Annotated in this window: 24 protein-coding genes, 1 tRNA gene and 1 pseudogene; 13 read left to right on the top strand and 13 right to left on the bottom strand. The window is 66.5% G+C overall.

From position 1 onward, the window contains the following. Positions 1–2: 2 nt before the first annotated feature. A complete protein-coding gene (locus tag ACX3PH_RS12010) occupies positions 3–716 on the bottom strand; it encodes a VIT1/CCC1 transporter family protein (RefSeq protein ID WP_459092806.1) in 714 nt (237 codons plus the stop codon). Between the two features lie 99 nt (positions 717–815). Here ACX3PH_RS12010 and ACX3PH_RS12005 point away from each other — a divergent pair, with 99 nt between their 5' ends. Continuing rightward, entirely contained in the window at positions 816–1,625 is an 810-nt protein-coding gene (locus ACX3PH_RS12005; RefSeq protein ID WP_459092804.1) for a DUF1206 domain-containing protein, read from the top strand. Between the two features lie 5 nt (positions 1,626–1,630). Here the strand turns inward: ACX3PH_RS12005 and ACX3PH_RS12000 are convergent, their stop codons facing one another. Beyond that, positions 1,631–2,083 (bottom strand): hypothetical protein, encoded by a 453-nt coding sequence (locus ACX3PH_RS12000; RefSeq protein ID WP_459092802.1) that lies wholly within the window; start codon positions 2,081–2,083, stop codon positions 1,631–1,633. A 163-nt stretch (positions 2,084–2,246) separates the two neighbouring features. Here ACX3PH_RS12000 and ACX3PH_RS11995 point away from each other — a divergent pair, with 163 nt between their 5' ends. Next, positions 2,247–3,407, top strand: a complete 1,161-nt coding sequence (locus tag ACX3PH_RS11995) for a DUF1611 domain-containing protein (protein WP_459092800.1) — start codon at positions 2,247–2,249, stop codon at positions 3,405–3,407. Positions 3,408–3,459: 52 nt separating this feature from the next. Further along, on the top strand, positions 3,460–3,918 hold the full coding sequence (locus tag ACX3PH_RS11990; RefSeq protein ID WP_459092798.1) for a hemerythrin domain-containing protein: 459 nt from the start codon (positions 3,460–3,462) through the stop codon (positions 3,916–3,918). Between the two features lie 7 nt (positions 3,919–3,925). On the opposite strand, the gene ACX3PH_RS11985 is transcribed toward ACX3PH_RS11990, so the two are convergent. Continuing rightward, positions 3,926–4,501, bottom strand: coding sequence for a mismatch-specific DNA-glycosylase (locus ACX3PH_RS11985; protein ID WP_459092882.1), 576 nt, complete (start codon positions 4,499–4,501; stop codon positions 3,926–3,928). 106 nt (positions 4,502–4,607) lie between these two features. After that, a complete protein-coding gene (locus ACX3PH_RS11980; RefSeq protein WP_459092796.1) occupies positions 4,608–5,489 on the bottom strand; it encodes an alpha/beta fold hydrolase in 882 nt (293 codons plus the stop codon). 81 nt (positions 5,490–5,570) lie between these two features. On the opposite strand from ACX3PH_RS11980, the gene ACX3PH_RS11975 reads away from it, so the two are divergent. Then, entirely contained in the window at positions 5,571–6,185 is a 615-nt protein-coding gene (locus ACX3PH_RS11975) for a TetR/AcrR family transcriptional regulator (RefSeq protein WP_459092794.1), read from the top strand. On the opposite strand, the gene ACX3PH_RS11970 is transcribed toward ACX3PH_RS11975, so the two are convergent. From ACX3PH_RS11970 to ACX3PH_RS11960, 3 genes are all read right to left on the bottom strand, one after another. Beyond that, the gene (locus ACX3PH_RS11970) at positions 6,186–6,566 is read right to left on the bottom strand and encodes a YchJ family protein (RefSeq protein ID WP_459092792.1); all 381 of its coding nucleotides are present in this window, start codon (positions 6,564–6,566) and stop codon (positions 6,186–6,188) included. Positions 6,567–6,739: 173 nt separating this feature from the next. Next, positions 6,740–6,815, bottom strand: a tRNA-Ala gene (locus ACX3PH_RS11965). Between the two features lie 158 nt (positions 6,816–6,973). Further along, positions 6,974–7,891: a phage holin family protein gene (locus ACX3PH_RS11960; RefSeq protein ID WP_459092790.1), complete on the bottom strand. Its 918-nt coding sequence runs from the start codon at positions 7,889–7,891 to the stop codon at positions 6,974–6,976. Positions 7,892–8,062: 171 nt separating this feature from the next. On the opposite strand from ACX3PH_RS11960, the gene ACX3PH_RS11955 reads away from it, so the two are divergent. After that, on the top strand, positions 8,063–8,785 hold the full coding sequence (locus tag ACX3PH_RS11955; RefSeq protein WP_459092788.1) for a hypothetical protein: 723 nt from the start codon (positions 8,063–8,065) through the stop codon (positions 8,783–8,785). Here ACX3PH_RS11955 and ACX3PH_RS11950 read toward each other — a convergent pair. Further along, positions 8,772–9,443, bottom strand: coding sequence for a GNAT family N-acetyltransferase (locus ACX3PH_RS11950; protein WP_459092786.1), 672 nt, complete (start codon positions 9,441–9,443; stop codon positions 8,772–8,774). The genes ACX3PH_RS11955 and ACX3PH_RS11950 overlap by 14 nt on opposite strands. 3 nt (positions 9,444–9,446) lie before the next feature. Next, the gene (gene galU / locus ACX3PH_RS11945; protein ID WP_459092784.1) at positions 9,447–10,340 is read right to left on the bottom strand and encodes a UTP--glucose-1-phosphate uridylyltransferase GalU; all 894 of its coding nucleotides are present in this window, start codon (positions 10,338–10,340) and stop codon (positions 9,447–9,449) included. Between the two features lie 34 nt (positions 10,341–10,374). On the opposite strand from galU, the gene ACX3PH_RS11940 reads away from it, so the two are divergent. Beyond that, complete coding sequence (locus ACX3PH_RS11940; protein ID WP_459092782.1) at positions 10,375–10,953, top strand: 5-formyltetrahydrofolate cyclo-ligase; 579 nt, start codon at positions 10,375–10,377, stop codon at positions 10,951–10,953. 27 nt (positions 10,954–10,980) lie between these two features. Continuing rightward, positions 10,981–11,076 (top strand): annotated as a pseudogene (locus tag ACX3PH_RS11935) (FmdB family zinc ribbon protein); the annotation flags it as partial. A 62-nt stretch (positions 11,077–11,138) separates the two neighbouring features. On the opposite strand, the gene ACX3PH_RS11930 reads toward ACX3PH_RS11935, so the two are convergent. Next, on the bottom strand, positions 11,139–11,270 hold the full coding sequence (locus tag ACX3PH_RS11930) for a hypothetical protein (protein WP_459092888.1): 132 nt from the start codon (positions 11,268–11,270) through the stop codon (positions 11,139–11,141). Positions 11,271–11,306: 36 nt separating this feature from the next. On the opposite strand from ACX3PH_RS11930, the gene mscL reads away from it, so the two are divergent. Then, positions 11,307–11,753 (top strand): large conductance mechanosensitive channel protein MscL, encoded by a 447-nt coding sequence (mscL, locus tag ACX3PH_RS11925; RefSeq protein ID WP_459092780.1) that lies wholly within the window; start codon positions 11,307–11,309, stop codon positions 11,751–11,753. 15 nt (positions 11,754–11,768) lie between these two features. Here mscL and ACX3PH_RS11920 read toward each other — a convergent pair whose 3' ends face one another. Together ACX3PH_RS11920 and ACX3PH_RS11915 are read right to left on the bottom strand one after the other, a co-directional pair. Next, the gene (locus ACX3PH_RS11920; protein WP_459092778.1) at positions 11,769–11,972 is read right to left on the bottom strand and encodes a hypothetical protein; all 204 of its coding nucleotides are present in this window, start codon (positions 11,970–11,972) and stop codon (positions 11,769–11,771) included. 1 nt (position 11,973) lies between these two features. Continuing rightward, a complete protein-coding gene (locus ACX3PH_RS11915) occupies positions 11,974–15,729 on the bottom strand; it encodes a DEAD/DEAH box helicase (protein WP_459092776.1) in 3,756 nt (1,251 codons plus the stop codon). Between the two features lie 83 nt (positions 15,730–15,812). On the opposite strand from ACX3PH_RS11915, the gene ACX3PH_RS11910 reads away from it, so the two are divergent. Next, complete coding sequence (locus ACX3PH_RS11910; RefSeq protein ID WP_459092774.1) at positions 15,813–17,075, top strand: hypothetical protein; 1,263 nt, start codon at positions 15,813–15,815, stop codon at positions 17,073–17,075. Between the two features lie 129 nt (positions 17,076–17,204). On the opposite strand, the gene ACX3PH_RS11905 is transcribed toward ACX3PH_RS11910, so the two are convergent. After that, positions 17,205–18,668: an NCS2 family permease gene (locus ACX3PH_RS11905; protein ID WP_459092772.1), complete on the bottom strand. Its 1,464-nt coding sequence runs from the start codon at positions 18,666–18,668 to the stop codon at positions 17,205–17,207. A 97-nt stretch (positions 18,669–18,765) separates the two neighbouring features. On the opposite strand from ACX3PH_RS11905, the gene ACX3PH_RS11900 reads away from it, so the two are divergent. The 4 genes from ACX3PH_RS11900 (at position 18,766) to ACX3PH_RS11885 (ending at position 22,732) form a co-directional block, all read left to right on the top strand. Then, complete coding sequence (locus ACX3PH_RS11900) at positions 18,766–20,070, top strand: uracil-xanthine permease family protein (protein WP_459092770.1); 1,305 nt, start codon at positions 18,766–18,768, stop codon at positions 20,068–20,070. 242 nt (positions 20,071–20,312) lie between these two features. Continuing rightward, positions 20,313–20,861 (top strand): DUF2510 domain-containing protein, encoded by a 549-nt coding sequence (locus tag ACX3PH_RS11895; protein ID WP_459092768.1) that lies wholly within the window; start codon positions 20,313–20,315, stop codon positions 20,859–20,861. Positions 20,862–20,936: 75 nt separating this feature from the next. Beyond that, the gene (locus ACX3PH_RS11890) at positions 20,937–21,929 is read left to right on the top strand and encodes an ATP-binding cassette domain-containing protein (protein WP_459092766.1); all 993 of its coding nucleotides are present in this window, start codon (positions 20,937–20,939) and stop codon (positions 21,927–21,929) included. Beyond that, a complete protein-coding gene (locus tag ACX3PH_RS11885; protein ID WP_459092764.1) occupies positions 21,926–22,732 on the top strand; it encodes an ABC transporter permease in 807 nt (268 codons plus the stop codon). The genes ACX3PH_RS11890 and ACX3PH_RS11885 overlap by 4 nt, the downstream gene beginning before the upstream one ends.

Below are 22,732 nucleotides of genomic sequence, written 5' to 3'. Positions count from 1 at the left end.
CGCTAGATCCAGACACCCACGATCGACCCGATGCCGAAGGTGACTCCCATGGTCACGACGCCGACGACCACGTTGCGCAGCACCGCCCTGCCCTTCGGCGCGCCCCCCACCTGAGCGCTGATCAGGCCGGTGCCGACGAGGGCGAGGATGACCACCGTGAAGGTGAGGTAGACGCGCACAGCGGGCGGAGAAAGCGTGATTGCCAGGAGCGGTAGTGCAGCGCCGACCGCGAACGAGGCCGCAGAGCTGACGGCGGCGTGCCAGGGGTTGGTGAACTGGTCGGGGTCGATGCCCAGTTCGATCTCCGCGTGGGCGGCGAGGGCATCCTTCTCGTGCAATTGCACCGCCACCTGTCTGGCGAGTTCGGCTGACAGTCCCTTCTCCTCGTAGAGGCCGGCCAATTCGGCGAGTTCCTCGTCCGGCATGGTCGCGAGTTCCCAGCGTTCCTTGTCGAGCAGCGCCTTCTCGGTGTCGCGTTGCGAGCTGACCGAGACATATTCCCCACCGGCCATAGACAGTGCGCCGCTGACCAGGCCGGCGAGCCCGGCGATCAGTAGCGCGGTGTTGTCGAGGCTCGCACCGGCAACACCCACGACGATTCCTGCCGTGGAGATGATGCCGTCCTGACCGCCGAGGACGCCGGCGCGCAGGATGTTCAGCAGGGTGCCGACGCTCCGGCCGTGGAGTTCATCCGGGTGCTGGGCGGTGTCGGTCATGGGGGGAAGCTCCTTGTGGTCCGTGCGCACCACGTTAACCCACCACGGCAATGCACGGTGTGATGCGCGATCGGAACGTAGTCGTGGTATCAACGGAGGATGCCCTTTGGATCACGCCGCCGTCGAGCCAAGGCTGCTGCGCGCGAGGCCAGCAACAGCCGGCCGTTGCGCGTGCTGGCACGCGGCGGCCTGGTGGCCAGCGGGCTCATCCACGTGATGATCGGTGCCATCGCCGTCAGCGTGACTTATGGGCTGAACCAGCGGGCGGACCAGTCCGGCGCACTGAAGGCGGTCGCCGAGACGCCGGGCGGAGTGGTGCTGCTGTGGATCGCCGCAATCGCCCTGATCGGCCTCGCGATCTGGCAGTGGACCGGGCCGATGGCCTGGCGGCCGGAAGGAGTCGCGCCCAATCGCATCCGTGACCGGTTCAAGGCGGTCGGCTTCCTGGTGGTCGGGCTCGCTGCGGTCGTCTTCGCGGTGGGCGGCCGCGCCGACACCGCAAAAGCCACGAGGACCCTCAGTTCGATTCTCCTCGACATCCCCGGTGGCGTTTTCATCCTCATCGCGCTTGGGATCGGCGTCGGGGCCGTCGGCGGTGCGTTCGTCTTCCGCGGTGTGTCCCGCAACTTCCGGGAAGACATCTCGCCCCCGGACGGCGCGGCCGGGCTGGCTGTCATCACCCTCGGTGTCGTCGGCCACACCACCAAGGGGCTGGCGCTCATTCTCGTCGGCGCATTGTTCGTCGGCAGCGCACTGTTCACCGACACCAGTTGGGCATCCGGACTGGACGGCGCTGTGAGATTCCTGGCCAGCCTGCCGACCGGCGTGTGGCCGCTGTTCCTCATCGCCGGCGGCCTGATCGTGCACGGGTTGTACCTGGTGACCCGCGCCCGCTTCATGCGGCGCTGAGCTGGTCAGTCCTCCCGGGCGATGACAGCCTTTCCCTTGGCGTCGCCGCGGGCGAGCACCAGCGCGATGATCCCGGTCAGCAGCATGATGATGCCCAGCGGGTTGGCTACACCGATGGCGATGCTGAGACCCGGCTCATCCGGGCCGGTGAGAATCGTTTGGAGACCCAGCGCCGTGACATCCGGAATCATCAACCCGAGGAGGATTCCGCAGGCCCAGGAGGCGACCAGCATCGCGACAGTCGCCGGCCGTGTGCGGTGCCCGAGCTGGGCGGTGCGCGCCAGCGCTTCGGTGATGAAGGCGTGCAGTACGACGATGATCAGGCCCAGCGTGAAGGTGTAGAGCTGCGTGAGCTCACCGGCGATGCCGAAGAACAGCCGGCCGACGGACACCCAGGCTGCGATCACCAGCCCCACGAAGACGACGAGCAGGGCGGGGATGATCGAGCGAGGTTGCATGCCCTCTACCGTAGCCAAGCGCAGGCCGACGTTCAGGCGCCTGCGGTAGCCTGCACTCATCGGTACATTGCCGATGTCAGGGAAGACCGCTTCATTGCACGTTCGGGCCCACAGCCTGTGCCAACGGTCAGGTCGCCTCCTCTGGGTATTCAGAGGAGCCAGCATGTCGACGCCCATTTTCAGCCACGAAGCCGATACCGACGCGGATGCCGCCGGTCGCGACATCCTGCCGGGCTTCTCCGAGTATTCGGCGATCGTCTACTGCGACGGCCAATTCGGCGAGCAGGACGGCAAGACCGCCAACGGTTTGGTGCGCCATTCGGAGAAATTCGACATCCTCAGCGTGATCGACAGCCGGCAGGCGGGGGCGGATGCCGGAATGCACCTTGACGGGGTCCCCAACGGAATCCCGGTGCTGGCGAGCCTGGGCGAGGCGATCGCGCATGCCGGATTCGTTCCCGCCTACCTGATCTGCGGGCTCGCGCCGGCGGACGGGATGCTTTCTGAAGCTCAACGCATCGTGCTGCTCGACGGCATCGCCCGAGGCATGAACCTGATCAACGGCCTTCACGAGTTCCTGAACGAGGATGCCGAGTTCGTGGCGGCGAGCATCCTCGCCGGCGTGACGATCACCGACATCCGCCGCCCCAAGGACAAGAAGGACCTGCAGGTCTTCACCGGCCGGATCTTCGACGTGACCTGCCCACGGATCGCCGTGCTCGGCACGGATGGTGCGATCGGCAAGCGCACCACCTCGACCCTACTCGTGCAGGCGCTGGTCGCCAGGGGCATCCGCGCGGTGATGGTTGGCACCGGCCAGACATCGTTGATCCAGGGCGGGAAGTATGGCGTTGCCATGGATGCGATCGCCCCGCAGTTCTGCTCCGGAGAGCTGGAGGCGCAGGTCGTCGCCGCGTTCGAGAACGAGGATCCGGATGTCATCATCGTCGAAGGCCAGGGTGCGCTCAGCCATCCTGCCTACCTGACCTCCGCGTATATTCTGCGCGGCAGCCGACCGGCAGGGGTGATCGTGCAGCACGCCCCGGGGCGCGGCACGCTCGGCGACTACCCGATGATCGCCATGCCGACCGTCGCCAGCGAGGTCGCCCTGATCGAGGCGTTCGCGGACACCAAGGTGATCGGCGTCGCCATCAACCACGAGCACCTGGACGATGTCGAGGTCACTGCGGCGATCCTCGAGATTGAGCTGGAGAACGGCCTTCCCGCTACCGACCCTCTCACCCGGCCGCTGGACGACCTGGTCGACATGGTGTTGTTCGCGTTTCCCCAGCTCGCGGCATCCCTCACCGCGGGCGTTCGCTAGCCGAGGCCCGGCCGCCGAGGAGTAGCGTGAGCCTCAAAGCGAGGAGAACGCCATGGTAGAGGGCACGCTGGAATCGGCGTTGGAGCGCGAGCACCGCGCGATCGACGGCGGCATCGAGGAGTACAGCTCCGGCGACGGGGCGAGCGACGAACCGTTGCTGTGGTCGATGTTCGGCCTGCGCAGGCACATCTATCTTGAGGAGCGGTTCCTGTTCCCGCCGCTCCGCGATGCCGGCATGATGATGCCGGTGATGGTGATGCTGCGCGAGCACGGTGAGTTGTGGCGGTCGATGGATGCCCTGGACCGCCTCCTGGCGGATGACGCCGCCCACGCCACCGTGCTCACCGCCTGCCGCGAACTGCTGGCCCAGCTGGACAAGCACAACACGAAGGAGGAACCGATCCTCTATGCCCGAGCGGATGCCGTGCTCTCCCCTGCCGCGACCGCTGAACTCAGCGCATTCATCGACGAGGGGCGCCTGCCCGGAGGCTGGGTGTGCGAGGGCGCCTGAGTCTGACTCACTCGACCTTCGACAGTAGACCGGCGGCGCGCGCCGGCGCAGCGTACGCGACGGCGAGGCTGGCGATGGTGTCGTGGGCGTTGAGGCCGCTCGGGTTCGGGACGACCCAGAGTTCGGCATCCGCTATTCGTTCCGGCTGGCGACCGACTGTGGCGCGCGGCCTCACGAACGCTTGCCGGTATGCGGTGATCCCGACGATCGCAACAACGGCCGGAGACCAGGCAGCGACGTTCTCGGTCAGGTGCATCGCCCCGGCACGCAGTTCCTCTTTGGTCAGCTCGTCGGCCCGCACCGTCGCCCGGTTCACCAGGTTGCTGATGCCGATGCCCGCAGCCATCAGGTCGTGCCTCTCGTCGTCGCTGAGCCCGTCAGCGAACGACGGAATCCGCGGAATGATCCCCGCCGCGGCGAGCGCCGGGTAGAAGCGGTTGCCGGGGTGTGCGAACGGCGTTTGGGTGGCCGCGGTCCAGAGTCCGGGGTTGATGCCGACGAACAGCAGCTTCAGCCCTGGCCCGACCAGGGGCGTGATGCTGGCGTCGCGGTACGACTCCAGCTCCGCCCTGGTGAACTTCACTCCCCTATTATCGGGCGCCTTCGGACGGGCACGCTGCGCCCAGAAGGCCCGGCCCGGATCGATCACGTCGCCCGACAGGGCTCCAGCCATTGGTCGATTTCGCAACCTACCGAGATTTCTCCCTGAGGAACTCGGAGATGAGTGGCAACACATCGGCCCTGAGTTGCCACAGCAGACCATGCCCGCCACCGGGTATAAGTTCGACGCGAGTGTCTCGGATGTTGTCGGCGATGCGGGCACCTGCCGCGACCGGGTTGCCGAGTCGCGTTTCGGCTCCGAACAGTGCGAGCGTAGGAGCAGTGATCGCGCGAAGCTCATGGTCACTGAGTGGTGCGGGCCACGGCGTATGCCGCCGGTACTTCATCGAAGCGGTCGCCAGCGCTATGTCCTCGGGCGCGAGTGTGACGCCCGGCGATAGCCATTCGTTGAAGGAGTCCATGCGCTTCCTTGTCGGAAGGAACGCTGCGGCGAACATCCGTCGCAGCGCCTCCGGGGAGGGCTTGACGAGCGTCGTGATGCCCTCGCCCAGCGTCAGGCTCGCAATCCGATCCGAGCCGCGTGAGCCGAAGTGGGATGCGATGAGCGCCGCGTACCAGGCACCCTCCGAGTAGCCCAGCAGGTGAGCCCGCTTCAGACCCAGCCCTTCGAGGAGTTCGGCTCCCCACGCGCCGTAGTCAGCTGCCGACGAGATCGGCGCAGTCTGAACGCTGCGGCCGGCTACACCGACGTTGTCAGGCGCGTAGACGAGTCGGCCCCGACCGAGCTCCGCGACGACAGAGTGCCAGGACAACCCGCTTCCGGCCAGGCCGTGAATGAGTACCAGCGGAACGCCGTCCCCCTCACCGGACACGTGCACGTGAGTATGACCGAAGGAGGTCTCCACGTCACGGGTCCGTACCGGAGCGGGCCAGAGCTTCTCGGCTTCGTCGTACGCGCGAAGGTACGCTTCGCCCGCAGCTTGACTGGTGAATTTTCCGAGCTTGGCCATGGCGCCCCTCCTTTGATGGTACGAACATACCATTCAATTGTTATGGACGTACCATAACCTTGAAGGAAGGGAAGGGACCGGATGCCGAAACTCGTCGATCATGAGATTCGCCGTCGCGAAATCACCGATTCGGTGCGTCGGTTGATCGCCCGCCGTGGACTCGAGTCAGCGACCTTTCAATCGGTGGCAGCCGAGGCCGGCATCTCCGTGCGGCTCGTTCAGTACTACTTCGGGAACAAGCGGGCGTTACTGCTTGCGACTCAGAGCGCCGTAGTCGAAGATGCCGGCGCCCGCTTCGCGTCGCGCTGGGCAGCTCTCGGAGGCGACGTAGCACCGCGTGACGCCATTCGAGCGGTCATCGACGAGCTGCTCCCGTACGATCAATCGCGCCGTGACGACGCCATTGTACTCGCGCAGTTCCACGCGACCGTGCTCGCAGCACAACCCACCGACCTGGAACCGGCTGCAACCCTGACCGCTCCCCGCGCACTGGTTGCAGTAGTCGCATCGCTTCTCTCGCGCTTCGCAGACGAACACCCGGAGCGCGGAATCAAGCCGTCCACCGATGCCGAGCTCATCCTCATCGCATCCGCAGGCCTCTCCCAGGCCCTGCTGCCGGGACTGTACGAACGGGGCGAGGCCGACGACCTCGTAGAGAGGCTGCTCGACCGCGTATTGGGCCCGGCACTCCCCTAGTCAGACTCCGTCGACGTAGACCCATGCACCGGAGTGCCGCACGAAGCGACTCGTCTCGTGCTGGCTGCCCGCGGCATCCGCTGCCTTGTAGTGTGCGCGGAACTCGACCGTGCCATCCGTGTCGAGCATGCCGCCGCCGGACGTGGACAGGATGTCCAGCCGGTACCAGCGCAGCTCCGAGTCCAGCATCGTGAGTTCGCTGGGACGGGTGGCCGGATGCCAGGTGCGCAGGAGGTACGAAACGTCACCGACCGCATACGCGCTGTAGCGGGAGCGCATCAGGCGTTCAGCGGTCGGGGCAGCCGCGACTCCGGCGTGGAATGGACCACAGCACTCGTCGTAGGGCGAACCGCTCAGGCAGGGGCAGCGGCTGGCGGTCATGGCTCCATTGAATCACCGTGCGCCTTAATGGAAGAAGTCCCGCACCATGTGCGGGACTTCCAGTGGTGGACCTAAGGAGACTCCGTCGATCGGGCTCCGCCCTCACTCCTCCTCGAATCCCGCGCACAGTTAACGAGGTACGGCCCCACACTCCGTGCGGGGCCGTACCTCGTTGGTGGACCTAAGGAGATTCGAACTCCTGACCTCCTCGATGCGAACGAGGCGCGCTACCAACTGCGCCATAGGCCCGTACTGCGGTAGCTAGGTTATCACCTCAGTCGGCCACGATCATCCGTGCCATTCACAGCAATACTTCCGCTGAGGGGCGCCTTGTGGGGGTTCGCGAGGAGGATGAACCCCCACAAGGCACCCCTCACGAGAACGCGCCCGCTGCAGGAGGGCACTGGCTAGACGGCGCGACGGCGGCGCAGGACCTCGTCCAGGTCCGGGGTGCTCGACTCGTCGACCTCGACGATGCCCATGCGAGCGAAACGATTCGCCGGTGCGGCAGCCGGCTCTGGTCGGGAGATCGGCGTGGCCTGCTCCTGGGCCGCACGCAGCGCGCGTTCCGCCCGAGCTGCTGCTTCCTGTAACTGGGCGGCACTGTCTGCCTGCGCAGCGTCCCGTGCTGCGGGCGCGACCTCCGACCGCGACAGGTAGAGCGGCTTCGGCATCGGCATCGGCGTCCAGCTGGTGCGCACCGGTTGCTGCCGCGCCACCGGCCGCTCCGCCTCGAACACTTCCGCGGCGCGTGACGGCTGCAAGGTCTGGGCGAGCTGGGCGCGGGCGTGGCTCACCTGGTTGATCTGCACCAGCAGCGCCACCGCGCCGATCGCGACGACGGCCCCGGCGACGAGCAACACGGCACCGCCACCGACCACGGCCTGGCCGATGCCGAACCCGATCGCGATGAGGGCGGCGAGCAATGCCACTGTCGTCATCGCCCGGGAGCGCCTCAACCGGCGGGAGGCGAGCGAAGTGGGGGCGACGGATGCCGCAATGGCCGGCCCCGTCTCAGCGAGCTGGCGGGCGGCCGCGCGAGCGGCGGCGGCATCCTGCGCCCGGGCGATCGCCTGGGTGCGTTGCATTTCGCGCTGCAAGATCTTCTCCTGTGCTGCCACGTTTCGTGTTGTGGCCTCGATGCGCACCTGGTCCGGAACTTCAGCGGTCTCCGCCATGATGCGCAGCGTCTGCTGCAGGCGTACCGCGTTGCGCTCGGTGGAGAGGTACTCTCGGCGACGCAACCAGGTGGGGACGAGGTAGACGAGCCAGAGCACGGCGGCGAGCACGATCACCACGCTCGAGCTGAGCCCCTCTATTCCCATGCACCAACGGTACGAGTGCGGAGGCCACACGCTCCCCATTCACGGAGGTGTGTCTGACGGATGCCACGCGGTCCGGGGCCCTACTTCTGGGGTATGCGAAGGCATCCTCGCGGCGCGCCGGCCGCCAATAAACTTCAGCAGCCCCCCTCTGCGTCCTCGAAAGGCAGCCGCGTGTCCACTGCAGAATCTCCCGCAATCGTCGTGCCCGAAACATCCGCTGACCGCCCGGCCACTGGCCGCCTGACGTTCCTGTTCAGCAACTTCGAACTCGTCATCGTGGTGCTGCTCGGCCTGGTCTCGGTAGCCACCGCATACGCCTCCTTCCAGGCTGCGCTGTACGACAGCCAGATGGCGGGGGCATACACGAAGGGCCAGAACGCGAGAACGACGGCGGAGTCCCTCTACCTGGAGGCGAACCAGCAGTACATCCGCGACGTGGACGTCTGGAGCAGCCTGACCGACCTGTCGATCGACATGGACAACCCGGATGCCGCGCTCGCCCAGACCGCCAGCGACAAGTTCGACACCCTCTACTTCCAGTCGGTGGACGATGACCTCGCGGCCGCCATCACCTGGTCGGCCGAGCAGAACGACGCGACCCCGGACGAGTACGCGAGCCCGTTCGACTCGGAGGACTACCTCACCGCGCGCTTCGCCCCGTCCGAGGAGATGCTGGCCGAGGCGGATGCAATGGTCGCCGAGGGAGACGCGTACAACAGCTACAGCGACAGGTTGACGCTGAACACCGTGCTGATGGCCCTCAGCCTGTTCCTGCTCGGCATCGCAGCCGTGGTGCGCGGGGTGCGCTCCCAGTTGGTGCTGACCGTGGTCGCCACGACCATCTTCATCCTGTCGGTGGTTCTGACCACCATGATCCCGTTCATGGCGCTCTGAGCTGGCGCGGGGTGGTCATCGGCCTGGCGGCTGCCGCACGATCGGAGTCTGGGATGACGGCGTTCGTGGCGGGCACCTGCCCGTCGAGCCACCGACGCAGGATTCCGGTCGGAACCTCCTCCACGATCAGCGCGAAACAGTAGTGGTCGCGCCAGTCACCGTCGATGTGGATGAACCGCCGGCGCAGACCCTCATAACGGAAGCCGAGCTTCTCGACCACCCGCAGTGACGGCCCATTCTCGGGGCGGATGCAGATCTCCATCCGGTGCAGCCCCATTTCGAAGAAGCAGTAATCGGTGGCGAGCGCCACCGCAGTGGGCGTGAGCCCCTTGCCCGCGAACCGCTCGGACACCCAGTACCCGATGCTCGCCGACGCGAGCGAGCCGTAGGTGATGCCGGAAACGTTCAACTGCCCGGCGAACGTGCCCTGGTACTCGATGGCGAACGGCAGGCCGTGACCACTCCGCGCATTCCCCTGAAGGCTGCGGATGCTGTACCGGGTGTCGAACTCGCTCGGCCCATTCGGGCTGGTCGCCTCCCACTGCCGGAGCCAGGAGCGGTTCTCCATGAGCTCCCGCTCCAACTGCTTGGCGTCGCGCACCCGGATGGGGCGGATGGTGGTCTCGCCCTCGGTGAGCGTGGGCACGCTGGCGACCATGGTTCAGTCCAGGGTCCGGACGAAGTCTTTGATCCAGGGGCGCAGCTCGCTGCCCAGGTCCTCGCGATCCAGCGCGAGTTGGATGATCGCCTTGATGTAGTCGACCCGGTCGCCGGTGTCGTAGCGCCGGCCACGGAAAACGACCCCGTAGACGCCGCCGGTGGCATCCGGGGTCTCTGCCATGGTGAGCAGCGCATCCGTCAGCTGGATCTCGTTGCCCTTGCCCGGTGCTGTGTTCTCGAGGATGTCGAACACCTCCGGGCGCAGCACGTAGCGTCCGATCACGGCGAGGTTGGACGGGGCAGTCCCCTGCGCCGGCTTCTCGACCAGGCCGGTGATGCGCACCACGTCGTCGTCATCCGTCGCCTCAACGGTCGCGACGCCGTAAAGGTGGGCGGATGATGGATCCACCTCGAGCAGCGCGACGATACTGGCGTTGCGCTTGCCCTGCTCCTCGATCATGCGGGTCAGCAACACGTCACGGGAGTCGATGATGTCGTCACCCAGCAGGACGGCGAACGGCACGTTGCCGACATGCTGGCGAGCCCGCAACACCGCGTGGCCGAGACCCAGCGGGTCGCCCTGGCGCACGTAGTGCACGTCGGCGAGATCGGTCGACTCGTTCACCTTCTCCAGGCGTTCGATGTCCCCCTTCCGCCGGAGCACGTCCTCAAGTTCGCCCACCCGGTCGAAGTGGTTCTCGAGGGCGCCCTTGTTGCGGCCGGTGATCATCAGGATGTCCCTCAGCCCGGCCGCCACTGCCTCTTCGACGACGTACTGGATGGCCGGCTTGTCGACGACCGGCAGCATCTCCTTCGGCATCGCCTTCGTCGCAGGCAGGAAGCGCGTACCCAGGCCGGCGGCGGGGATGACGGCTTTCGTGATGGTTGGTGACATAGGGCACAGGTTACCTTTTCCCTAGGATGGCTGCATGACCGCTGACCCGAGCAACGCGAAGCGCGCCCTCCGCGCAGAACTGCGCGAGCGACGTCGAAACCTGACAACGCTCGAGCGCGAAGGGGCCACCGCCGCCTTCACCCAGCACCTGATCGACCTCACCACACGTTTGGGGGCACGCTCGGTTTCGGCCTACCTTCCGAACACAGACGAGCCGAACATCCGGGAGTACATCAACTGGGCGCTCGAGCAGGGCGTGCGAGTGCTCCTGCCGATTTCGCGGGATGACGGCCTGCTCGACTGGGTGGTCGCCGACGGTGAGCACGAGACGGAGGGACCGTTCGGGTGGCCCGAACCAGTCGGCGAACTTCTGGGGCCGATCGCGATCAATGATGTCGACCTCATCATCGTGCCGGCGGCATCCGTCGACCGGTCAGGCATGCGGATGGGGTGGGGTCGCGGCTACATCGACCGGACCATCGGGTCAATGGAGCAGTCCCCGCCGGTTTATGCTGTTGTCTTCGACAACGAATTCTTAGAGGCCGTGCCGACGGAGTTGCACGACAAGCCGGTCAACGGTGTCGTGACCCCCAGCGGGGTCGTCGCCTTCTAGGATTTTCTGAATACGCAGAGGTTCCACTTGCCCACCTACTCTTACGCTTGCACCTCCTGCGGACACGACTTCGAGCAGTACCAGTCGTTCACCGACGAGACCCTGACGGTGTGTCCATCGTGTGGAAAACCCACGTTGCGCAAGGTTTTCAGCAACATCGGCGTTAGCTTTAACGGGTCTGGTTTTTACCGCACGGATTCGCGGTCGGAATCGGGTGCGAAAGCGGAGAAGGCGCCGGCTTCTGCTCCAGCGAAGAAGTCGACCGACTCCTCCCCGAGCACACCGGCGCCCGCCGCGGCACCGAGCACGACCAGCACTTCCAGTTCGTAACAAGACGTAAGGGAGTACAGCTCATGCTCAAGGGATTCAAAGAATTCATCATGCGCGGCAACGTGATCGATCTCGCGGTCGCATTCGTCGTTGGCCTCGCATTCACCGCCGTGGTCAACGCGCTCGTCGAACAATTGATCAACCCGCTCATCGGGGCGCTGTTCAGTGCCGACAACCTCAAGGACACCTTGATCGTGACGATCCCGACCCTGGCCGGTGGCGAGGCAAAGCTGTACTTCGGGGCGGTCATCGCCGCCATCATCCAGTTCCTGCTGGTGGCGGCGGCCGTCTACTTCGCGCTGGTCATGCCGATGAACTACCTGAAGCGCCGCGCCGAGGAGAAGAGGGCAGCCGGGGCCTCGGAGGAGGAAGTTCCGCCGACCGAACTGGACCTGCTGGCGGAGATCCGCGACCTCCTCGCGAAGACCGAGAGCGGTCCAGGCGAGCGCGGCACCCACGCGGCCCAGTAACTTTAGTGAGGCGTGTCAGCCCCAGTGGGGCGGCACGTCACGCTTGAGCTGGTCGTCGTTCTCGCCGGAGGCGTGGCGGCGCGGCTCCGGGGCGGGATGCGGATCCGTTCCGGGGGCCGGTTCCGTTCTCACACGGCGACGGATGCGACGGCGCGGCTTCCGAGCATCCGCTTCGCCGTCGGGGGTCGGCTCGCTGTCGGGCTGGTTTCGCGTATCCACCTCAGGAAGCCTGGGTGATGACCGGGATCGGCTCGGTGACCGGGCCGGGGGTCGCGCCGAGCATCCCGACAATACGGTCCGCGACCGTGTCGGGGTTACTGAACAGCTCGAAGGCGTGCACCCGAAGGTAATGCCAGCCGAGACGGCGCAGCAGCTCGGGCCTCAGCCGCAGCGACTCGCGCAGGCTGGACGACAGCAGCACCGAATCGGTCTCGATGGTGAGGCACATGCCACCGTGGGAGGTGACCAGCCCGAGCTTGCCGCGGTGGCCGAGCGCCACCCGAAGTCCGCGGGCCTCGAGGCGCTTGGCCAGGTCGACCAGCATCGGCTCGCTGTCGTCTGGCAGGTTCTCGTGCGCGTGCCTTGCCGTGGCATCCGCCAGCACCTCGGCGAGCGCGATGGCGCCGTACTGCATCCGGCTCTCATCGATGTCATCCGGCTCGAAACAGGTGACGATGACCATGCCGCGGCGGGCGCGGGTCATCGCGACGGCCAGCAGGCGTTCGCCGCCCGGTTTGCCGAGGGCGCCGAAGTCGGACAGCACGCGACCGTGCGGGGTGCGTCCGTACCCGATGGAGAAGATCACCCGGTCGCGGCTCTGCGCCACGGCGTGCTCGATGGTGGTGATCATGAACGGCTCGGACCGGTCGCTCAGCACGAACTCGCTCAACTCCGCCCGGCCGGCCAGCGCCCCCAGCACTGCACGCTCCAGGCGCACGGCGTGCTTATGGCTCGCAGTGATGACCATGAGGGATTCGGCCGGTCGCTTGGCGGCGTGCTCCATTACCAATTCGACGACGCGATCGACTTCGGCATCGACACTCTCTACCGCGCCGGAGTCGGCGTCCGGCATGCCGCTGCCGCCCTCCACGTAGTCGAGGCGGAGGCTGCCGTGCCCGAGGAAGCTGCCAGCCCACGGGAAGGACTCGATCTTGCCGGCGTAGAAGCGACGGTTCACCAACTCGGCGAGGTCCTCACCGCCGGCGCGATAGCTGCGCGTGAGCGCCAGCGTCGGCAGGAGGGTGCCGAGGCGTGCCAGCGCGGAGTCGGCGTGCAGGGCATCCAGCTCCTCGGAATCGGGGTGCAGCTCTGTCGGTTCCTCTTCGATGCGGGTACTGAACGCGGCGGGGGTCTGGGTGACCGGGTCACCGAACGCGACCGTCTGCCTGGCGCGGCGGATGGCGCCCACCGTCTCGGCGAGGGTGACCGCGCCGGCATCCACGATGATGACGGTGTCGAAGTGCATTGCGTCCGAGATCAGGTCGACCTCGTACGGCGAGGCCAGCCACACCGGCGCGAGCGTCCTGGACAGGTGCGGTGCCGCGGCATGCAGCTGGTGCGACGTGACGTCGGCGCGGCGCAGTGCACGCTTAAGCTGGCTGGCCTCGTCCGGCCAGTCGACCAGCCCGATCTTCCAGTTCTCGGCCAGCTGCCAGGCGAGCAGTTGGGAGCTGCCGGCCGCATGGGCCTCGTCGACCAGCCGGAAGTCGGCCTCCAGCCGGTCGAGCACGGTGGTGTTCGCTCCGAGCAGCGCCCGGTCGGCCTCCAGCAGGGATTCGAGAGCGGACTGCCACCAGGCGAGCTCGAGTTCGGCGGCGACCTGGTCCTGCGCAACGTGGCGCGACGAGAGGTCTTCGATCAGCGGCTCGATCTGCAGGTCGTTCAGTGTCGCACGCAGCTGCGTGCGCTCCTGGAGGTTCGCCAGGGCATCCGACTCGACGGCCAGCCCGGCCAGCCAGCCGGTCAGCTCGGTGATGGACTGGTTCGCCAGCCGGCGATCGCCGGTCAGGCCGAGCGGCGCATCCAGCGACTGCAGGTCTTGCGTGATCTGCTGGTGCAGCACCTGCACCGAAGCGATGCCGACGGGCACCTGCGGCGTGATCCCGGCCGGGGCGAACCGCTGCCAGAGCAGTCGCTGCTGCTGGATGCGCACCAGCGACTCGTTCATGTCGCTCACGTGCACGCCGGGGCGCAGGTACTCCTTGGCCAGCTTCTTCAGGCGACGGCGGTTCGCGCCGGACATCTGCGACGACTCGCGGCGAGACGAGGTCGCCGCAATCAACTCGCCCAGGGAACGGTCGTAGACGACCGGCAGGAACTTGTCGAGGGTGTCGCGGATGTCGGTCAGCAGGCGCAGGTAGGCACCCAGCTCGTCGATGCTCTGGTACGGCCGCATGTGGGTGCCGTCGATGAGTTCGTTCGCTCGGACCAGCAGTCGCGGCACGTCTTCTTCGTGCAGGCGCCGTGCCAGCAGGTGGGCGCTCTCAGCGGCCTGGCTGCTCGGGAAGTCCGCGCCGTACCAGGGAGAATCGCCCGGGCCGTACTTGAATTCGCCGAGGGTTGCGGCCTGCACCATGGCCTCGGCAGCCCGATCGCGGTTCTCAGCCAGCCGTTCCACGCTGGTGCGGGAGAGCCGCGCCGTGGTCGACGGCGGGTTCGGGAGGAGGGCCAGCCGCGACAGCTCGGTGAGGCAGTCCAGCACCGAGATACCGATGACCGGATCCCGGCGGGCGATGGCTGCCCGGTAGTCGAGGAGCACCTTGCGCAGGCGCACCATGGCGTCGTCGACATCGGTGAGCGACGCCGGACGCGCCTTCTCGTTGCGACCGATCGAGCGGATGAGGTCTCGCCTGAGCGTGGACGGCGACACCGCGAAACCGGGCAGGCCGATCTCGCCGAGACGCTGGCCGATGCCGGCGAGCGTCGAACGGCGTGGGCTGACCACCAGGACGCGCTTATTCTGGTTCACCAGGCATCCGAGGGCATTCACGATGGTCTGGGTTCCACCAGTACCCGGCAGCGTCTTGACCACGACGGAGTTGCCTGCCGCGATCTGCGCGATCACGTTCTCCTGCTCGGCGTCCGCATCCAGGAGGAGGGTGTCGGTTTCGGGGGCGCGGTCATCCGGATGCTGCGGCTCCACCGGCGCGTAACTCTCCCCGACCGCCCACTTGGCCGCCGGGTTGCCGGCCAGGGCATCGAGAACCGGATGCTCCAGCTCGGCGGCGTCAACCTGCATCCTTCTCGAGACGTCCACGAAGGAGGAGCCGACCAGGCGCGGCTGCACGTTGAACCACTCGAGGTGCGAGGTGAGCCCGCGCAGCCGGTCGATGACCTTGTTCGGCTTGAACGAGCCGTCTTCCTCCGCCAGCGCGACAAACGCATCCGCATCGAGGGTGATGCCGAACTGCTCGGTCAGGGCGTGCGCGAGTTCCGGGTTCAGGAACGGGAGACCGCGAAGACGGAGTTCGAAGTCCTTGCCGTAGCGCCGGATCGCCAGTGGGCGCAGGAGGACCGGTGCCCGGAAGTCCTCGCCCTCGTACTGCCATTCGGCGATACCGATGCCGAGGTGCACGGCGTCCAGGGCACGGGCGGTGGCAAGCTCGAGGCTCTTGGTGGCGAGCTGGGCTGCGGCCAGCTTCGCGCTGCGCAGGGCCAGGTCGTCGCGGATCAGGTTGGACAGCAGCGTCGACTTGCCGGTGATGAACTGGGCAAGGCCGCCCGGATGCGTGGTGCTGAGCTCGATGCGCGTGCGCGGCGCGTCGATGAAGTGCAGCAGCGGTGACGGGCCGCCAACCTCGCGCAGCTGGTCGCGCCATCCGGCCCAGGTCGGCTCGGCCACGTTCGCGGCGGAGTACCTCGGGTCGCCGAGGCTGAGGGCGTGGGGGGCGGTCACCTGGCGCTCCGCGCGCGCCGGTTCGCTGATCGAGTCAGACCCGTAGTCGTCATCATCCAGTTTTCTGTCGGCATGCCACACACCGCAACCTTAAGGTGCCCCCGCGCGCTTTCCGTGGATGCTGGGGGGAGTTTCGCACAGAATACGCCCCTAAACTGTGGCCCATGGGTGACGCGGATGGTCTGATTCGGGCCGCCTGGACGGTGGCAATCACGCTCACCGTGATCTTCGTCGTCGCGGTGGGCGTCGGCTTCTGGCTGCTGCGCCGGCGGCACGCCCGCACCCCGCAGCAGCCCGGGCCCCGACCGGTGAAGCAGCGCGCGAACATCCAGCTGGTGCGGCTCGACGACGCGGTCACCACCGGCGAGGAGGAGCTCGCCTTCGCCATCGCCCAGTTCGGGGTGGAGGCCACCGGCGATTACGCCAGGGTGCTGGCATCCGCCCGCTCCAGCCTGACCGAGGCATTCACCCTGCAGCAGCGCCTCGACGACGCCCACCCGGACACCGCTGCACAACAGCGCGACTGGACGGCGCGCATCCTGCACCTGTGCGAGACGGCGCTGGCCGCGCTCACCGCCGAGCAGGCGCGCTTCGACGACCTTCGCGGGCTGGAGAAGAATGCTCCGGCCAACCTGGAGTCGGCACGCGCGCTCATCGCATCGTTGATCGAACGGCGCCAGGCCGGCTCCGACCGGCTCGCGCAGCTGCGCAAGACCTATTCGGCGAGCGCCGTCGCCCCGGTGGCGGACAACCTTCAGCGGGCGGATGATGCGCTCGCCGCCGCGCAGGAGTCTGCCGACACCGCATCCGCCGCCCTCGGAACCACCTCGACGACTGCCGCGGTCGACGCCGTTCGCGCAGCAACCGACAGCGCGCACCAAGCCATGCAGCTGCTTGACGCGATCGACTCGCTGGCCGGCGAGTTGAAGAAGGCGACGGATGCCGTGGGCAGCCTGGCCGCGTCAACGCGCGCCAGCCTGGAGGAGGCGAAGGCGGTGCGGGACGATCCGCCGGACCCGGCGACCGGGGCGGCCGTCGGCGCAGCGATCGAGAAGGTGGCCGGCATCCTTTCTGCGTTGCCTGAGGACGACCCCATCCGCGCCCTCGACGAACTTCGGGAGGTCGGGGCGACCCTCGACTTCAGCCTGGCCGGGGCACGCAATCAGCGGCAGCGGCTCGACGGCGCGAAGGCGGCTCTTGCCGGCGCGCTGGTCGCGGCCAGGAGTCAGCTGTCCGTCACCCGCGACTTCGTCGCCGCACGGCGTGGACGGGTGGGAGCGGAGGCCCGCACCCGGCTGGCCGAGGCGGAGCGCCTGCTCACCCTCGCCGAGGCGGAGGCCGACCCGGTGCTGGCGCTGGACACCGCGCGCAGCTCGGTAACCTACTCCCGCGACGCGGACGCCCTCGCCCGCTACGACGTGCGCTGACCTGTCAGCCCAGGCCGCATCCCACCGCCTCGCCCAACCGACCACGAGCCGGTTTGTTGACCAAGAGGACAAATATGCGGACTCGCGGTCAACAAACCGGCTCGTGGTTAAGCGGGTCCAGCTTTAGCGCTACCCGCCGATCAGGGCCTCGACCGGGCCACGGGCGAAGTAGATGGCGAAGCCGACCGCGGTGATCCAGAGCAGCGGCGACACCGTCTTCGCCTTGCCCGACAGCGCCTGCAGTACGACCCAGGCGATGAAGCCCGCGCCGATGCCGTTCGCGATCGAGTAGGTCAGCGGCATCACCAGCACGGTGAGGAACACGGGCAGCGCAACAGCGAAGTCGGTCCAGACGATGTCCTTGATCTGCGACATCATCATCGCGCCGACAATGACCAGCACCGCGGCAGCCACCTCGCTCGGAACGATGGTGGTGAGCGGGGTGAGGAACATGGCGAGCAGGAACAGCACACCGGTGACCAGGTTGGCCAGGCCGGTACGCGCGCCCTCGCCGATGCCGGCTCCGGACTCGATGAAGACCGTGTTGGACGACCCGGAGGTCAGGCCACCGGCGACGGCGCCTACGCCTTCGACGATGAGCGCCGACTTGATGTTCGGGAAGTTTCCCTTGTCATCCGCCAGTCCGGCCTCCTTGGAGAGCCCGGTCATGGTGCCCATGGCGTCGAAGAAGTTGGTGAAGACGAGCGTGAACACCAGCATGATCGCGGCGAGGGCACCGATGCGTTCGAAGCTTCCGAAGCTGACAGCGCCGATCAGGCTGAGGTCCGGCAGGCTCACCCACTGCTCAGGCAGCACCGGAATGGTGAGGCTCCAGCCGCCGGCGTTCTCGACGCCGCTGCCCAGCTTCGCGAAGGTCTCGACGATTACCGCGATGACGGTGCTGACCAGGATGCCGATGAGCAGTGCACCGCGAACCTTGCGGGCGACCAGAACACCGGTGAGCAGTAGCGTGAAGACGAACAGCAGGGTCGGAATGGTGGCAACCGAGCCGTCGACTCCGAGACCGACGGGCGGGGAGCCGAAACCGGTCGAGGTGACGAACCCGGCGTTCACCAGGCCGATGAACGCGATGAACAGGCCGATGCCGACGGTGATCGCGATCTTGAGCTGGATCGGTACGGCGTCGAAGATCAGGCGGCGCATGTTGGTCGCTGACAGCAGCACGATGATGAGGCCGTTGATGACGACGAGCCCCATCGCCTCCGGCCAGCTGACCTGCCCGACGACGCTCACCGCGAGGAACGAGTTGATTCCAAGGCCGGCCGCGAACGCGAACGGCAGCCGCGAGATGAGCCCGAACAGGATGGTCATGACGCCCGAGGTCAGCGCGGTCACGGCTGCGACCTGGGTGAACCCCAGGGAGTTGCCATCGACATCCGGACTTCCGCTGAGGATGATCGGGTTCAGGATGACGATGTACGCCATGGCCACGAAGGTGACAATGCCACCGCGGATTTCCCGGCTGTAGTTCGACCCCCTCTTGGTGATCGAGAAGAACGTGTCGACTCGGGTGCGGAATGTGGGCGCGGGGGTGGCAGTCTTGGTCACGGGTTCACTGTATTGCCAGCACATACTCAGGCACCAGTCGCCACGCGTGCGGAATGTCGCGCTATCGCTAACCGCTCGACCACCAGTAGTGTTCGGGCAACCTCAATGAATGGAGTGCACTATGGCATTGCCCTGGAAACTGCATGGTGACGGCAAAGATGTCTCGTCCGATGCGATCATCCTCCCCGAGGAACGCCTCACCTGGTGGCGCACCATCGGATTCGGTGGACAGCACGTCGTCGCCATGTTCGGCGCCACCTTCCTCGTCCCGATCATCACCGGATTCCCGCCAGCAACGACGCTGCTCTTCTCCGGTATCGGAACACTGCTGTTCCTGATCATCACGCAGAACAAGCTCCCCAGCTACGTCGGGTCGTCGTTCGCGTTCATCGCCCCGATCCTGGCTGCGACAGCATCCGGCGGCCAGGGCGTCGCGCTCGGCGGCATCATCGTCACAGGCGCGGTGCTTGCCATCGTCGGCATCATCGTGCACGTCTCGGGAACCGGCTGGATCAACGTGCTGCTGCCCGCAGTGGTCAGCGGGGCGATCGTCGCCCTGATCGGGTTCGCGCTGGCCCCGGTGGCGAAGACCAACTTCGAGGCCTCCCCCTGGGTCGCCCTGATCACGTTGTTCGCGGTCATCCTCTGCGCCGTCGTGTTCAAGGGATTCATCGGCAGGCTGTCGATCCTGGTCGGCGTCGTGGTCGGCTACATCGCGGCAGTGGTCGCCGGCGAGGTCGACTTCTCCAAGATCGAGGAGGCGGCCTGGATCGGACTGCCGGAGTTCATCACCCCGGTCTTCGACATGGCGTACCTGCCCATCTATCTGATGTTCCTGCCGGTCGTGCTGGCGCTCGTTGCCGAGAACGTGGGTCACATCAAGGGTGTCGGCCAGCTGATCGAACGCGACCTCGACCCGCTTACCGGGCGCGCGCTGTTCGCGGATGGTTTCGCAACGGTGATCGCCGGCTTCGGCGGAGGCTCCCCCACCACCACCTACGGCGAGAACATCGGCGTGATGGCCGCGACCCGCATCTTCTCGACAGCGGCCTACTGGGTTGCCGGCATCACGGCGATCCTGCTGGGCCTCTCCCCCAAGGTCGGCGCCATCATCAACACCATCCCGCCGGGGGTCATCGGCGGAGTGACCACGGCGCTGTACGGCCTGATCGGTGTCATCGGCATCCGCATCTGGGTAGAGAACAAGGTCGACTTCTCTCGTCCGAAGAACCAGATGACCGCTGGTGTCGCCCTCGTCATGGGCATCGCCAACTACACCCTCGCGTTCGGCGAGGTGAAGTTCGAGGGCATCATCCTCGGTACGGTCGCGGCTGTCGTGATCTACCACCTGATGAACGCGCTCGGCAAGTGGCGTGGGACGGATGCTCCGGCGACGATCAAGAAGGAGTCGGAGTTGGTCGGCTGACCTTCGCAACAACAACAAACGGTGGGTGCGTCGCGAAGCTGCGACGCACCCACTGTGTTGTCCATTGTCTGTGCTGTCCGCTCTCTGGGCTGTCCGTACCTTGGGGGACGGATGCAGTACCCCCGTTCTGGGATGATGCGCGAACGATATATTGGGCGCAGGCTTGTCTATGAGAAGCTCCCACCTACCCAGGCGAGCCGCTCACCCGCAACACAATTGATCGATCCACCCGAAGGATTATCGTGAGTTCCGCACCCGAAGGCTGGTACGTCGACCCATCGACGGGAACCAACCTGCGCCTGTGGAACGGCACCACCTGGACCGACGAGGTCGCTCCGATGCCGTACGAGCCGACGCACTCCGGCGAAGTCGACCTGCTGGCGACGACCGCACCCGCCGAAAAATCGGCGGAAATCACGGAGACGCCTGCGGAGCGTGCCACCGAAGACGCGCCCGGCGACGAGGCCGTCAGCCCAGACCTCGACCCGGAGATCGAGCAAACCATGCTCACCCGCCGGGAGCTCCGCGCGCGCCGAGGAGCCGACACCGAGGTTGACGACTTCCCCAAACACCTGCCACCGATCGCCCCTCCGACGGCTGTTTCCGTCGGAGAGTGGCAGGAGCCGGTGGAAGAGTTCGAGATCCCCGCCGTGCCGGTCGCCGTCCAGGCCGAACCTGAACCGGCGGATGGCCCGCTGCAACGCCGTCGTCGAATCATCCGGATGTCAGTTCTCCTCGGAGTCCTTGCCGTGGTATCGAGCGTCGCGGTACTCACGGCTGGGACGCTGTAGGTCAGCGATTCCCCGCTTGCCGCCGATCAGGACAAGGCCGTAGACAATGTCAGTGGCACCGGTTACCGTCACTGAGTGGCATTCGTCGAAGCGACCGGACTGACCAAGATCTACACGCCCAAGGGGGCAGATCCCGTGCACGCCCTCGACGGGCTCGACCTCGCCGTCCCGCAGGGCACTGTGACTGCCCTGCTCGGGCCCAACGGGGCCGGCAAGACCACCACGGTCAAGGTGCTCACCACGCTGGTCAAACCGGATGCCGGCACCGCGGTCATCGACGGAATCGACGTGCTGCAGCACCCGGACCGGATTCGCCCCATCATCGGCGTTTCCGGGCAATACGCCGCCGTCGACGAGAATCTGACCGGCTTCGAGAACCTCGACATGGTCGGCAGGCTCTACCACCTGGGCGCCAAGGCGTCGCGTGCCAGGGCGCGGGAGCTGGGCGACATCTTCGACCTGACCGAGGCCATGAACAGGCCGGTCAAGGGGTTCTCCGGCGGTATGCGGCGACGCATCGACCTCGCCGGTGCACTGGTCACCCGCCCCAAAGTGTTGTTCCTCGACGAGCCGACAACCGGACTTGACCCGCGCAGCAGGCTCGGCATGTGGGACCTCATCACCACGCTGGTCGGTGAAGGCACCACGGTGTTGCTGACCACCCAGTATCTGGAGGAAGCCGACCGGCTGGCCGACAGCATCTCGGTGATCGACGAAGGCAGGGTCATCGCCCGCGGCACGGCGGACGAGCTGAAGGCCTCCATCGGAGGGCAGCGCGTGGAAATCAACCTCGTGTCGGCTGACGACAGCGCGGTGGCGCGACAGGTACTCGCCAGGTTCGGCAGCTCCGAACCCAGCGTGGAAGCAGAAGGGCGAGCGCTCGCGGTCAGCGCCGAGGACGCCCCCGACGCATTGCAGGGGATCCTCGCCGAACTCGGCTCCCGTGGCATCCGTCTGTATGACGCAGGAATGCGCAGGCCGACCCTCGACGACGTGTTCATGAAGCTGACCGGGCACGCGGCGACCGAGGAACCGGAAGAGGCTGCGGCGGAAGGTGCGAAGAAATGAACTCGCGCGCTTCTCATTGGTTCAGTGACGGCTGGATCACCACCAGACGCAACCTGATCAAGATCAAGCGGGTGCCGGACATCCTGGTGTTCACCACGCTTCAGCCGATCATGTTCGTTCTGCTGTTCACCTATATCTACGCCGGTGTGATCGACATCCCCGGCAGCAGCTACAAGGAATTCATCATGGCCGGGATCTTCGCCCAGACGGTGGTTTTCGGCTCGACGTATTCCGGTTCGGCGATGGCCCAGGACCTGAAAGACGGCATCATCGACCGTTTCCGCACCCTGCCGATGAGTCCATCGGCGGTGCTGATCGGGCGTACCAACGGCGACCTGCTCATCAATGCGATCTCCATGATCGTGATGATGACGACCGGGTTCATCGTCGGGTGGCGCATCCGTTCCAGCCTCTTCGAAGCGATCGCCGGCGTTGCGCTGCTTCTGCTGTTCGCCTATGCCCTGTCCTGGATGATGGCCTATCTGGGCATGCTGGTGCGCAGCCCCGAGGTCATCAACAACGTCTCGTTCCTTGTGTTGTTTCCCCTCACCTTCATCTCCAATGCGTTCGTGCCGAGCGAAACGCTCCCTACCCCGCTGCGGGTGTTCGCCGAATACAATCCGGTTTCGGCACTGGTGCAGGCAGCGCGTGAACTGTTCGGCAATGTGCCGCCTCAAGCGGTGCAGTCAGATGTCTGGAGCCAGCAGAACCCCGTGCTCACGGTGTTGATCGGCATCGTCGTGGTGCTGCTGATCTTCGTTCCGTTGGCAACCAGGCGATTCGACCAGATCTCATCCCGCTAG

Source organism: Homoserinimonas sp. A520 (assembly GCF_054489245.1).
Note: the sequence above shows the minus strand (reverse complement) of the source record. Positions and strands in the feature narration are given on the sequence as shown.